11 protein-coding genes are annotated in these 13289 nt (G+C 64.2%); 7 read left to right on the top strand and 4 right to left on the bottom strand.

Features of this window, described 5'->3' with window-relative positions:
* Positions 1–97 precede the first annotated feature (97 nt).
* The 3 genes from ypfJ (at position 98) to K1X15_RS13830 (ending at position 3282) form a co-directional block, all read left to right on the top strand.
* Positions 98–1030, top strand: coding sequence for a KPN_02809 family neutral zinc metallopeptidase (gene ypfJ / locus K1X15_RS13840; protein WP_220304202.1), 933 nt, complete (start codon positions 98–100; stop codon positions 1028–1030).
* A gap of 88 nt (positions 1031–1118) precedes the next feature.
* On the top strand, positions 1119–2672 hold the full coding sequence (locus K1X15_RS13835; protein WP_220304201.1) for a glycosyltransferase family 32 protein: 1554 nt from the start codon (positions 1119–1121) through the stop codon (positions 2670–2672).
* Positions 2673–2769: 97 nt separating this feature from the next.
* Positions 2770–3282, top strand: coding sequence for a cupin domain-containing protein (locus tag K1X15_RS13830; RefSeq protein ID WP_220304200.1), 513 nt, complete (start codon positions 2770–2772; stop codon positions 3280–3282).
* A gap of 41 nt (positions 3283–3323) precedes the next feature.
* Here the strand turns inward: K1X15_RS13830 and carA are convergent, their stop codons facing one another.
* Positions 3324–4535: a glutamine-hydrolyzing carbamoyl-phosphate synthase small subunit gene (gene carA / locus K1X15_RS13825; RefSeq protein ID WP_220304199.1), complete on the bottom strand. Its 1212-nt coding sequence runs from the start codon at positions 4533–4535 to the stop codon at positions 3324–3326.
* Positions 4536–4726: 191 nt separating this feature from the next.
* Here carA and K1X15_RS13820 point away from each other — a divergent pair, with 191 nt between their 5' ends.
* Positions 4727–5179, top strand: a complete 453-nt coding sequence (locus K1X15_RS13820) for a GatB/YqeY domain-containing protein (protein WP_220304198.1) — start codon at positions 4727–4729, stop codon at positions 5177–5179.
* 17 nt (positions 5180–5196) lie between these two features.
* Here the strand turns inward: K1X15_RS13820 and K1X15_RS13815 are convergent, their stop codons facing one another.
* A complete protein-coding gene (locus K1X15_RS13815) occupies positions 5197–6336 on the bottom strand; it encodes a GGDEF domain-containing protein (protein WP_220304197.1) in 1140 nt (379 codons plus the stop codon).
* A gap of 127 nt (positions 6337–6463) precedes the next feature.
* Positions 6464–7654 (bottom strand): MFS transporter, encoded by a 1191-nt coding sequence (locus K1X15_RS13810; RefSeq protein WP_220304196.1) that lies wholly within the window; start codon positions 7652–7654, stop codon positions 6464–6466.
* 193 nt (positions 7655–7847) lie between these two features.
* Here K1X15_RS13810 and K1X15_RS13805 point away from each other — a divergent pair, with 193 nt between their 5' ends.
* The gene (locus K1X15_RS13805; RefSeq protein WP_220304195.1) at positions 7848–8408 is read left to right on the top strand and encodes an HdeD family acid-resistance protein; all 561 of its coding nucleotides are present in this window, start codon (positions 7848–7850) and stop codon (positions 8406–8408) included.
* A 241-nt stretch (positions 8409–8649) separates the two neighbouring features.
* On the opposite strand, the gene K1X15_RS13800 is transcribed toward K1X15_RS13805, so the two are convergent.
* On the bottom strand, positions 8650–9039 hold the full coding sequence (locus K1X15_RS13800) for a hypothetical protein (RefSeq protein ID WP_220304194.1): 390 nt from the start codon (positions 9037–9039) through the stop codon (positions 8650–8652).
* Positions 9040–9097: 58 nt separating this feature from the next.
* Here K1X15_RS13800 and dnaG point away from each other — a divergent pair, with 58 nt between their 5' ends.
* Together dnaG and rpoD are read left to right on the top strand one after the other, a co-directional pair.
* Positions 9098–11041, top strand: a complete 1944-nt coding sequence (dnaG, locus tag K1X15_RS13795) for a DNA primase (protein ID WP_220304193.1) — start codon at positions 9098–9100, stop codon at positions 11039–11041.
* Positions 11042–11232: 191 nt separating this feature from the next.
* Entirely contained in the window at positions 11233–13284 is a 2052-nt protein-coding gene (gene rpoD / locus K1X15_RS13790; RefSeq protein ID WP_220304192.1) for an RNA polymerase sigma factor RpoD, read from the top strand.
* Positions 13285–13289: the final 5 nt, after the last annotated feature.

Raw genomic sequence — 13289 nt, 5'->3', positions numbered from 1 at the left:
CTTCTCCTCTCCCTTTGAGGGAGAAGGGAAGTGGAACCCGTTTCCCCGCGCCACACTTACTGCTAGCGTCCAGCGGGATTTCTGAAAGGCGTCGAGCATGAAGTGGCAGGGTCGGGAGCGCAGCTCCAATATCGAGGATCGGCGCGGACAACGGACGGGCGGGCTCGGCGGCCTGGGTGGCCTTGGCGGGCTCGGGGGCAATCGCGGCGGCTTTCGCATTCCTACGGGCGGGCGTGGCTCGCGCGGCGGGATTTCGAGCCTGATCGGCATCGTGGTGGTGCTGGGCATCATCTGGTTCGCGACCGGCCAGAACCCGCTCGACATGCTCACCGGTGGCTCCGGCGTGGGGCCATCGTCGAGTGCGACATCGACGCAATTGCCGGCCCAGGGCGAGGACGAACTGGCCGATTTCGTCGGCGTGGTGGTCAAGGAAACAGAGAATCTCTGGAACGAGCAATTCGCAGCGATCGGGGAGGACTATCCGGAACCCAAGGTGGTGCTGTTCACCGATGCGGTGAATACCGCCTGCGGCGCGGCGGATGCCTCGACGGGGCCGTTCTACTGTCCGGGCGACCAGAAGGTCTATATCGACCTCAGCTTCTACGACCAGCTGCATCGGCAGTTCGGCGCGCCGGGCGATTTCGCGCAGGCCTACGTGCTGGCCCATGAAGTGGGCCACCATGTACAGAACCTGACCGGGGTGCTGCCCGATTTCAACCAGCGCCGCCAATCCATGAGCCAGGCGGAGGCCAATGCCTGGTCGGTGCGCGTGGAGTTGCAGGCCGACTGCTATGCGGGGGTCTGGGCCAACTATGCCGGGCAGGAGAACCTGCTCGAGAGCGGCGATGTCGCGGAGGCGCTCAACGCAGCCGAGCAGATCGGCGACGACACGTTGCAGAAGCGCATGCAGGGCTATGCGGTGCCCAAGACCTTCAACCACGGCACCTCGGAACAGCGCCGGACATGGTTCGAGCGCGGCTATCGCTCCGGCAATCCAGGAGATTGCGACACGTTTTCGGGCAGTGTCTGAGCGAGCCGGCCGGCAGGACGCACTGTTGGGGTAGCCGGGCGGGCCTTTGCTGGGTAAACCCGGCAGGTCCCTCACGCACCGGTCGGCCATGATCCCCAAGCTTCTCCATTTCACCTGGAAATCCGAACAGCTCCCCCGCCAGATGCAGGCCTATTACGACGCCTGGCGGCGGCTGCACCCGGATTGGGACATCCGTTTGTGGACGGATGAGAGCATGCGGGCTTTCGTCGCCAGCACCTATCCGGAATTCCTCGCCACCTATGACGGCTATCCCAAGATGATCCAGCGGGCGGATGCCTTCCGCTATCTGGTGCTGGGGGCGCTGGGCGGGGTCTATGCCGATCTCGACGTGGAGCCGCTGCAGTCCATCGAGAGACTGCTGGCCTATCCGTGCTTTCTCGGCATCGAGCCGCTGGAGCATATCTTTCCGGACCGCCACCACCAGGGCGTGCCATTCCTCCTGACCAATGCCTTCATGGGCTCGGTGCCCGGGCATCGGCTGTGGCGTGAGATCATCTCGCGACTGCCGAGTCTTGCCGACCAGGAGACCTTCTATTCCACCGGCCCATCCATGGTGACGGCGTCGGTGTTGCGGTTGAAGCAGGAGGACCGGCCAACGCTGCTGTCACCGCTTGTCTGGTCGCCTTTGCTGGCGGACGGGCGCAGGACGCAGCGCGATGCCGAAGCGATCGCGATGCTCGAGCCGATCGGGACCGTGGTCCCCGCCAGCGGCGGCACGCTGGTGTCGCATGTGTGGATGACGACCTGGGTGCCCTGGCACAAGCGCAGCAATCGTATGGTGGACATCCTGCAATTGCCCACATTGGCCAAGTGGGCGTGGCGCCGCCTGCGCAATCCGTCGTTTGCCAATGTCGTCATTCCCGACCCCATCCGCCCCTATACGGACCAGATCGTGGTGCCTGCATCGGAACGGCCACCTATCCAGGTGGCGGTTCGGATTGGAGAGGGTGGTCTTGCGCCGGAACTGGCGCGGGCCCTTGCGGGGCTGGACTATCCGCGGGATCGGCTGACGGTGACAATTCACGGTCCGGCCGGGATGGAGCGGGACGCGATCTCGGCAGTGCTGGGGGGCGCCGGTGTCGAGGCCAGAATTGTGGACCATGCGGTGACCGCCAACGCCGTGCGGGACAATGGTATTCTGGACGGGATGATGCCCGAGGCGGAGCATGTGCTGCTGGTGGATGGCGCGGTGCGGTCCATTCCCGCAGACGCTCTGCAGCGGATGCTGGGGACGGGACGGCCGGTGGTGGCCGCCAATGTGATCGATGCGGCTGGTGCGCCCGCCGACGACCAATTGTTCCGCTACGAGAAAGGTGCGCCGTTCAAGGTGCTTTACAAGGATGGCGGTCGGGACGGCGTGGTGCGGCGTGACAAAGGCTTCCGGACACAGCTCACCGACCAGAGGACCTTCGTGCTGCTGCCGCTCGATGGCGTGGGTGAGAGCTTCGTGCTGATTGCCCGGCCGGTTGTCGAGGCGGGCGTACGCTTTGGCGTGACGCCATACAAACTCCATCTCGGCGCCGAGGCCTTCGGGATCATGGCGCGGGACCGAGGCTTTGAAGTGTGCGGCCTGACCGACCTTGAGGTGGTTCGGACGTCCCCGGAGGCCGCCGGCGGGTAGAGGCCGCGAAGGGTTGAGCTCATGGGCTGCCGATGTGCCGGAACATCGCGGCGTGCGCAACGTTGCCACCAGGACCTGTCGAGACGAGGAGATCGCCATGCCCGGAAATATCAGCGCCATTTCGCTCGAGCACTTTGCCGATGATGGCAGCATTCCGAACAATGTGCTGCCCGTCGTGATCTATCGGCAGGCGATTGCGGGCGAAGAGGTTTCGGCGGAGGCAATGGAGGCGCTGTTTGACGGCAATGGCTGGCCGAGCGCCTGGCGCTGGGGCGTTTATGACTATCACCACTATCATTCCAACACGCATGAGTGCCTGGGCGTGGTCCAGGGGACGGCGCGGCTGCAACTGGGCGGGCCGCAGGGGCGCGTGTTCGAGGTCGGCGCGGGCGATGTGATCGTCCTGCCGGCTGGCACTGGTCACAAGAATGTGGGCTCCAGCCCCGACTTCCTGGTGGTGGGCGCCTATCCACCCGGCTGCAGTCCGGACCAGATGCGGGGCGAGGCGGGCGAGCGGCCCGGGGCCGACAAGCGCATCGCGCAGGTGCCATTGCCCAAGACCGATCCTGTCGGCGGACAGGGCGGGCCGGTCATCGAGAAGTGGGGATAAGAAAAACCCCGGCGGGAGGCCGGGGTCTTGCGGTCGTTTGATCAGGCGGCGGCGCCGGGGGCGACATATTCGGGCTTTTCGGCCTGCCCCTTCTGCTTGCGCACCAGATTGAGGAAGCGCGTAAAGAGGTAATGGCTGTCCTTGGGGCCGGGGCTGGCCTCCGGATGGTACTGCACCGAAAAGATCGGCTTGCCATCGACCGCCAGACCCGCATTGGAACCGTCGAACAGCGAGACATGGGTCTGGGTGACGCCGGCGGGCAGGCTTTCGGCGTCCACGGCAAAGCCGTGGTTCATCGAGGTAATCTCGACCTTGCCCGTGGTCAGGTCCTTGACCGGGTGATTGGCGCCGTGATGGCCCTGGTGCATCTTGGAGGTGGTGCCGCCAAGGGCCAGACCCATCAACTGGTGCCCCAGGCAGATGCCGAACATGGGCTTGCCGGTTTCCATCAGCTTCTGGATGGTGGGAACGGCATATTTGCCGGTGGCGGCCGGATCGCCGGGGCCATTGGACAGGAAGATGGCGTCGGGGTTGTGCGCCAGCACATCGGCGGCCGAGGCGGTGGCGGGCACGACGGTCACCTTGGCACCCTGATCGGCGAGGCAGCGCAGGATATTGCGCTTGGCGCCGTAGTCGATGGCGACCACGTGGAATTCGGGATTTTCGAGCGTGCCGTAGCCCTTGTTCCACTGCCAGCTCGTCTGATCCCAGTGATAGGTCTGGGCGGTGGTGACTTCCTTGGCGAGGTCGAGACCTTCGAGCCCGGGGAAGGCCTTGAGCTCGGCCATGATCGAGCCTTCGTCGAAGACGCCGGTCGGTTCATGGGCGATGACGCCATTGGGCATGCCGTTTTCGCGGATGCGGGCGGTCAGGGCGCGGGTGTCGATGCCGGCAATGCCCACGATGTTGCGCTTCTTGAGCCAGGCATCGAGCTTTTCGGCGGCGCGGTAATTGGACGGGTTGGTGATGTCGGCCTTGAGCACGACGCCGCGGACGCCCGAGAGGGCGGCCATGTTCACCGTCTCGATGTCCTCGTCATTGGTGCCGACATTGCCGATATGGGGGAAGGTGAAGGTGATGATCTGCCCGGCATAGGACGGATCGGTCAGCACTTCCTGGTAGCCGGTCATGGCGGTGTTGAAGCAAACCTCGCCGGCGGCGTGGCCAACCGCGCCAAGCCCATGGCCCTCCAGGCGCGTGCCATCTGCCAGGATCAGAACTGCGGTCGCGGGGGTCTGTTGCCAGCCGGTCACTTTGGGTCTCCAAGCTCGGTTTATCGGGCGCGCGCGACGAGAGCGGTGGCGAAGGGCCTGCCCACGTGTGCGGCGAAGATGTCGGTTGAGGCCTCTCCATAGAAGGCCGAAGCGGGCAGCGCAAGTGGCGAAACCCGCGTTTGTTGCCTATATGGGGACAACAATTTTTGCATCAAGGAGCCGGAACGGACATGCGCGAAGACATCAGCGAAGGCCTCAAACTGGCGCTCAAGGCCCGTGACCAGCGGCGCACCGCGACGTTGCGATCGATCAATTCGGCGATCAAGGACCGCGATATCGCCAATCGCGGCGAGGGCAAGGGCCCGGCCACCAATGACGAAATCCTGGCCATGATCCAGAAGATGGTGAAGCAGCGCGAAGAGAGTTTCGCCATCTATGCCCAGGCAGGCCGAGCGGACCTGGCGACCGTGGAAAAGGAAGAGATCGACATCCTCAACGAGTTCCTGCCCAAGGGCCTGAGCGATGAAGAGGTCGCGGCGGCCATCGCAGCGTCGATCACGGCCACTGGCGCGGAGGGGCCCAAGGACATGGGCAAGGTCATTGCCCAGCTCAAGGCCGACTATCCGGGGCGAATCGATTTCGGCAAGGCCAGCGGCCAGGTGCGCGCGGCGCTCAGCGCCTGAGCCGGACCGTCGCGGGTTCAGGCAACCAGACGGAAGGGCGCGACATGGACGCGGTTGCGCCCGGCCTCCTTGGCCTTGTAGAGGGCCGCATCGGCGCGGCTGAGGACCGATGAGAAGGTTTCCTGGACGCCGCCGGTCGCCATGCCAGCGCTGACGGTGGCGACTTGCCCCTTGCCGTCGATGGGCAGCTGCAGGCGGGCAAAGGCCTGGCGAACCCTCTCGGCAAGGGACCTGGCTGCGTCCCGGTCGCGGCCGGGGAGAATGGCGCAGAATTCCTCGCCGCCCAGCCGGGCAATGACGTCGCTGTGACGGAGTTCCTGGCGCAGCACATCGGCGAATTGCTGCAGCACCAGGTCGCCCTGGGCGTGTCCCTGGCTGTCGTTGATCTGCTTGAAATAATCCAGGTCGAACATGATCACGGCCAGGCCGGTGGCGGGATCGTCTTCGCCGAAGCGCTGGAACAAGGCGCGCCGGTTGAGCACCCCGGTCAGGGCATCGGTATTGGCTTCCAGGTGATGGCGGCGGGCGGCGCGGGCGTGATGCATGGTCAGGGTGATGGCGCCGATGCCGGTGAGCCCGACCAGGGACAGGATGGAGTTAATGTCTTCGGCCAGGTTGTCAGGCGGTCCGTCGATGACCCATTCGCGCTGAACCAGAAGCACCACGGCGCAGGCCAGGAAGGAGGCAGATACCAAGCTGTAGAGCGTGGCGTTGGCGAGCATGGCCATGCGCAATTCGGCGCGGGACCGCCAGTATTCCCACCCGCACAGCAGCATGAACACTGCTGCGCCCAGATTGAGCATGATGGTGCCGGTGCCCGAGAGGCCGAGAATCAGTGGCAGCGCGGTCAGGGGGATAGCCGCCATTGCCACCCAGAGGGCCTGAAGCGGGGACCTGCCGTTGAACAGGCGCGACCCGGAGAGGATGAATGCGAAGCCGGCCAGCATGACCGAAAAGGGAACCAGCTGGTTGGCGAGGGCATAGCTGCCATTGCGCAGGCCAAGCGCGGTCAGCGCCATGACGATGAGGCCAATGCCGAGGGCGCCATGGATCAGATAGGTCTCGGTGCGGGCATTCAGCCAGCCTATCAGGAGCGCCAATACCAGGGAGGCGCCGGAAAAGGCGATGCCGATGAGCAGCGACGCGTTGTCGATCATTGAAGTGTGATCCTTGGCCGAACCCCGGCCATGACGAAGCGCCCTCATAGCGTGGATTCGGCCAAAGGATCGTTACGCCGATCCCGGCAATTGCGCCGATGGTGTGCGAAATCTTACCGCAATCGCTCTATTGTGCGGCAACCCCTGCCGGCAGTGGCGGGGCCATCCGGGCACGACGCTCCCAAAGGCCGGATCCGGCCGCGATGGCGGCAGCGAGGATCAGTGCTACAGCCCCGATCAGCGGCAGGGTGCGATAGCCCAGGCCGGCATCGATCATGGCGGCTCCGAGCACGGCGCCCACGGCAATGCCGAAGTTGAACCCTGCCGGGATGAGTGCCGATGTCAGGTTGGGGGCGTCGGCGGCCCAGAGCAGCATGCGCGACTGCAGTGGAGAGCCGAAGGCAAAGGTTGCGCCACCCCAGAGGCCAATCGCGATGGACATCGGGATCGGGTAGGGGGCAAGGAGATAGAGTCCGCCAAACAGCATTGCCTGGATGCAGAGAATGGCGATCAGCGACGGCATCAGTCGCCAGTCGGCCAGCCGGCCGCCGACGAAGACGCCGATGGTGGCGCCCACGCCATAGAGGAGCAGGACGACGGGTACGGCTCCGGTTTCGAGCCCGGTGACGGTGAGCAGCAGCGGCGCGATATAGGTGAAGAGGCTGTATTGCCCGATCATGACCAGAATGGCGATGGCGAAGCCGAGAAAGACCTGCTGGCGCCCCAAAGCCGAGAATTCGCGCCGGAAACTGCCCTGACTGGCCGAGGCGCCGGCGTGGCGCGGCAGCACGGCCGCGATCACCAGCGCGGCAATCAGCCCCAGAAGGCCAACGGCCCAGAAGGTGGCGCGCCAGCCCAAAGCCGTGCCGATGGCCGTGCCGCCGGGCACCCCGAGCACGTTGGAGACGGTCAGGCCCGACAGGATCAGCGCCATGGCAAGGCCGCGCCGGTCGGCAGGGACAATGCTGGTGGCAATGACGAAGGCGATGCCGAAATAGGTGCCGTGCAGGATCGAGACAAAGATGCGGGCGGCCAGCAGCAGCTCGAAATTCGGCGCAATGGCACACAGGGCCTGACCGAAGGTGAAGCCGATGCCGAGCAGCAGAACGAGCAGCTTGCGGTTCATCTTCTTTGTCAGCACGGCCAGCAGCGGGCCGCCCAGCGCAATGCCGATTGCATAGCCCGACACCAGATAGCCGGCGACCGGAATGGAGACGCCGAGCCCCAGCGCGACATCGGGCAAGACGCCGGCAATGACGAATTCGGCTGTGCCGAAGGCAAAAGCGGCCAGGAAGAGGGCGAACAGGGGCAGGGACATGGCGGTGATTTCGTTCGGGAAGAGCTTGAAAGCTCTTCCATGCAGGGTGGCGCAGGACAATCCACAATTTGCCTGCTGCTTTATAGAAAAACTATAGTGGATCGGCATTGTCGATCGGGCTTGGGCGACTCCGCGGGTCGCGCTAGGCTCGGCTCGTGGATCGGGAAGCGGCATGCCGCTAGGAGGGTTGGAAATGACGGTTTCGTCTCAAACCAGGAAACGCTTTGCGGCGGCGACCGCGCTACGCGGCCTGCTGATGCTGCTGGCAGGGCTCTATGCGGTGATCTGGCCGCTGGAGGCGCTGGCGGTGCTGGTGCTGTTCGGCGGCGTGCTGCTGCTCATCGACGGGGCGCTGGGGCTTTGGAGCCTCACCTTCGGGGGCGGCAAATCGGGCAACTACTGGTTCGACGTGGTGGCCAATGCCGCCTCGCTCATCCTGGGCATTGTCATCCTGATCAGCCCCATGCTGGCGACGGTGTTCACGGTGACCTTCATGTCCACAATGGTGGGGCTGGCGGCCATCTTCGTGGGCGGCATGCAGATCGTGGTGATCGTGCGGGAGCGCGAAAGTTATGCACGCATCTGGCCGGTCGTGCTTTCGGGCGTTTCCTATGTGCTGCTCGGCTTGATCTTCCTGATCTTTCCCCTGCTCAGCGCCTCCATCGGCGTGGTGATCGGCGGCATCCTGCTGATCGTGTTTGCGATCGGCCTGTTCGGCTGGGCCTGGCGTCTCTACCAGGCCAGCAGGGCCTGAGCAGGCCGGTCAGGACGGGAGTAGCGTGATCGCATCGCTGATCCGGGGCCGCTCATACATGTGGTCCCGCATCGGCAGGTCGCCGCCCTGCGTGACAGTGAGCACCAGGCTGACTCTGGACATGTCACAGGGCGCGAGGAGCGAGGCGGCGCCGGCTCACGTGCAGCGGGGTCTTTGGGGGATTTCCTGTCGATCAGACCTGGAAAAGGCGACTGACCACGATTTCTCGAAGTTTTTCGCGTTAGCGATAGGAGACGGCTATCCCGGCCACGTTCGGGTCTTGCCGTAGGATTTCGGCGTCCTTGGGCAGGGTGATGCCGATGGACCCATCGGCGTTCCAGGCGGGCGCTAGGTCGGCTGCGGCGGCCACGGAAACGAAGCTGGCGGCATCGAAGGGGACTGCCTCCCCGGGCGGCACCAGCGCAGCCTGAACATTGGCCGGCGTATCGCCGCAGCTGCGCGAGAACGTCACCAGATCAAACTGGTCGTCGGGTGATGTGAGGCGCTGGGCCTCGGTGATAGTGCAGGCAGGGACGAGATCGTTGACCACCCAGAGCGTGGAGCCAATCATGAGCGCCGGGCCGACGGTCAGGGCCAGCAGGATCGGGACCGGCATCTTGGTCTTGGGCATGGCTGTGGAAAACTCTCTTTAGGTGACTTGGGCGCAGCGAACGCCTAGATAGCATAGCATGCGCTTTTCCGATCAGTTCCTGGACGAGATCCGTCAACGCCTGCCGATCACGCAGGTGGTGGGCGAACACGTGCTCTGGGACAAGCGCAAATCCCAGCCGGGCAAGGGCGACATGTGGGCCTGTTGCCCCTTTCATGCCGAAAAGAGCCCGAGTTTTCATGCCGACGACCGGCGGGGCATCTATCACTGCTTTGGCTGTGGCGCCACGGGCGATCATTTCCGGTTTCTCACCGAAAAGGCCGGGATGAGCTTTCCGGAGGCGGTGGAAAAGCTGGCAGGCATGGCGGGCGTGCCCATGCCGGCGCGGGACGAACGCAGCGAGAAGCGCGAAGCGGCGCAGCGGACGCTGATCGACGTCATGGAACTGGCGACGAAATATTTCGAGGCGGCGCTGGCCCATAATATCGGGGCACGAGCCCGGGGCTATCTGTTCGAGCGTGGCGTGTCGCCTGCCAGCCAGGCGCGGTTCCGCATCGGCTTTGCGCCGGACAGCCGCAATGGGCTCAAGGAGCATCTGGCGGCCAATGGGGTGTCGGCGCAGGCTATGATCGACACCGGCCTCGTCACCAGTCGCGACGACGACCCGCTTACCTATGACCGGTTTCGCAACCGGGTGATGTTCCCGATCACCGATTTCCGGGGGCGGGTGATTGCCTTTGGCGGCCGGGCGATGAGTGCCGATGTGCCGGCCAAATATCTCAATTCGCCCGAGACGCAGCTCTTTTCCAAGCGGCAGACGCTTTACAACGGCTTCACCGCCAAGACCGCAGCGCGGGAGGGCGCCAGCGTCGTGGTGGTAGAAGGCTATCTCGATGTGATCGCGGCGGTGTCGGCCGGGTTCGAGGGTACGGTGGCGCCGCTGGGCACGGCGCTGACGGAGGAGCATGTGCAACTGCTCTGGCGCATGAGCGACAATCCCATTCTGTGTTTTGACGGCGACAAGGCAGGTCTCAAGGCCGCAGAGCGCGCGGCGGACCTGATCCTGCCGCATCTCAAGCCCGGCAAGAGCGTCAGGATAGCGACGCTGCCCGAGGGGCAGGACCCGGATGACCTTATCAAGGCGCAGGGCCGCGGCGCCTTTGCCGAAGTCATCGACAAGGCCCGCAGCCTTTCGGACATGGTGTGGAGTTTCGAGACCGGGGGGCTGGTGCCCGAGGCGCCCGAGGAGCGGGCGGCCCTGCAGGCGCGGTTGCGCGAACGGGCCAACGGCATCCAGGACGCAACGGTGCGCTTCCACTACCAGCAGGCGTTCGACGAAAAGCTGAAGGCGTTCTTTGCGCCGCTGCGACAGGGCGGGCGCGACAACTGGCAGCGCGGCGGCGGCAAGCCGGCCTATGGGCAGAGCGGCGCCTATGGCTATCCGGCGCGGGGAACACCGCGCCTGGTGGTCTCGGACACACTGCGCAATTCGCGGCTGCTGCGCTCGGGCGCCGTGGCCGATGCATCGCCACGCGAAGCCGCCATCATCCTGACGCTGGTCAATCATCCGGCGCTGGTGGAGGACCATTTCGAGGCGCTGGCAGCGCTCGACTGCGAAACACCCGTGGCCCAGAAGGTGCTGGGCGATATCCTGGCGCTGGCGGTACGCCATCACGATATTTCCGCCGACGATTTGCGCGCGGCGCTGGGCGCGCGGGGCCATGGCCCGGCCCTCGATCGCATGACGGAGACACTGACCCGGCAAGGGGTGTGGCAGGTTGGCCCGGAAACGGCGCTGGTGGACGCGGAAACCGGATTAAGCCATGCACTGGCCTTGCATAACAAGAAAGTTCAGCTAAATAGGGAACTCAAGGCAGCCGAAGCCGCGCTGGGCGAAGACCCGAGCGAAGAAACCTTTGAAAGGCTGCGGGACATCAAGAACCAGATTACCACTGTCGATGGCACAGAGGCATTGATCGAAGGATTTGGTTCGCTATCGGGACGCGCAACTCGCAGTTTTTGAGGGGAAACCCGAAGGGCTGGCGACGATGCGCGATTTTGCGTTGTGGCGAATCACCTGCCACGATCCCCGAAGGCGGACTTTTTCGCTCGGCGCGTTAACGCTCCGGTGAACCAACCTTTACCTTGTCTTGAGTTGTCACCACCTATGACACAGCCGGGACCACTCGCCCCGTGGGTCCCGAGGAGTACCAGATGGCCACCAAGGCAGCGAACAAAGCCTCAAAGGAAACCGAGAAGCCCGAAACCGGCGCACCGGAGACCTCCAACGACAGCCCGTTGATCGACCAGAACGATGCGGCCGTCAAAAAGCTGATCAAGGTCGCCAAAAAACGCGGCTATGTGACCTATGAAGAGCTCAACGCCGTCCTGCCGTCCGATGAGGTGAGTTCCGAGCAGATCGAGGACTTCATGTCCATGTTCTCGGAAATGGGCATCAATGTCGTTGACGAGGACGAGGTCGAGGAGACCGAGGTCGAAAAGGACGAGGATGATAGCGGCACCGAAGTCGCCACCTCGACCGGCACGGCCGTCGCCAATACCTCCAATACCAAGTCAGGTTCTGACCGCACCGATGATCCGGTGCGCATGTATCTGCGCGAAATGGGCTCGGTGGAACTGCTCAGCCGCGAGGGCGAAATCGCCATCGCCAAGCGCATCGAGGCCGGCCGCGAGACCATGATCGAGGGGCTGTGCGAGAGCCCGCTGACCTTCCAGGCCATCATCATCTGGCGCGAACAGCTGGCCCAGGGCGAGATCCTGCTGCGCGACATCATCGACCTCGAAGCGACCTATGCCGGTCCCGACGCCAAGCAGGCGGCGCCCGAGGTGCAGGTTGCGCCCAAGCCGGAGCCCGAGCCGGCCAAGGAAAAGCCCAAGGCCGCCCCCAAGCGCGCCTCGTCGGGCGATGACGACGAGTATGTCCCCGAGGAGCCGGAGGCCCCACAGGACCCGGTCGAGGACGACGACGACGAATTCGACAATGCCCTGTCGCTTTCGGCCATGGAAGCCGAACTCAAGCCGCAGGTGGTGGAGACTTTCGATCGCATCGCCGATGCCTATGGCCAGATGCGCGAGATGCAGGATCGGCATGCCGAGGACCGCACCGCCACGGTCTCGGAGGCCGAGACCAGCAGGCTGGCCGCGCTGCGCACCGAAGTCATCGCGGACGTGAAGTCGCTTTCGCTCAATGCCGGTCGTATCGAAAGCCTGGTGGAGCAGCTCTACGACATCAACAAGCGCCTGGTGCGTCTCGAAGGGCGCCTGCTGCGCCTGGCCGAAAGCTATGGCGTCAAGCGTGAAGCCTTCCTCGAAAACTATTATGGCCGCGAACTGGACCCGAGCTGGGAATGGTCGCTGGAGAGCTTTGAAGGCAAGGGCTGGGCGGAATTTGCCCGCCGCGAGACCGACACCATTGCCGAAATCCGCAATGACATCGCGACCATCGCCACTGAAGCGGGCCTCGATATCGGGGAATATCGCCGCATCGTGCACAAGGTGCAGAAGGGTGAGCGCGAGGCGGCCATCGCCAAGAAGGAAATGGTGGAAGCCAACCTTCGCCTGGTGATCTCGATTGCAAAGAAGTACACCAACCGCGGCCTGCAGTTCCTCGACCTGATCCAGGAAGGCAATATCGGCCTGATGAAGGCGGTCGACAAATTCGAGTATCGCCGCGGCTACAAGTTCTCGACCTATGCGACCTGGTGGATTCGCCAGGCGATTACCCGCTCGATCGCCGACCAGGCGCGCACCATCCGTATTCCGGTGCACATGATCGAGACGATCAACAAGATCGTCCGCACAAGCCGCCAGATGCTGCACGAGATCGGCCGCGAGCCGACGCCGGAAGAGCTTTCCGAAAAGCTGCAGATGCCGCTCGACAAGGTGCGCAAGGTCCTCAAGATCGCCAAGGAGCCGATCAGCCTCGAGACGCCGATCGGCGACGAGGAAGATTCGAACCTGGGCGATTTCATCCAGGACGTGAACGCGATCCAGCCGATCGACGCGGCGATCCAATCGAACCTGCGCGAGACCACAACCCGCGTGCTGGCCTCGCTGACCCCGCGTGAAGAGCGTGTGCTGCGCATGCGTTTCGGTATCGGCATGAACACCGACCACACGCTGGAAGAAGTGGGCCAGCAATTCTCGGTGACGCGCGAGCGTATTCGTCAGATCGAGGCCAAGGCGCTGCGCAAGCTCAAGCATCCGAGCCGGTCGAGGAAACTCAGGAGCTTCCTGGACAATTAAGGAGC

Origin of the sequence: Devosia salina (genome assembly GCF_019504385.1) — a bacterium.
Taxonomy (GTDB): domain Bacteria; phylum Pseudomonadota; class Alphaproteobacteria; order Rhizobiales; family Devosiaceae; genus Devosia; species Devosia salina.
Note: the sequence above shows the minus strand (reverse complement) of the source record. Positions and strands in the feature narration are given on the sequence as shown.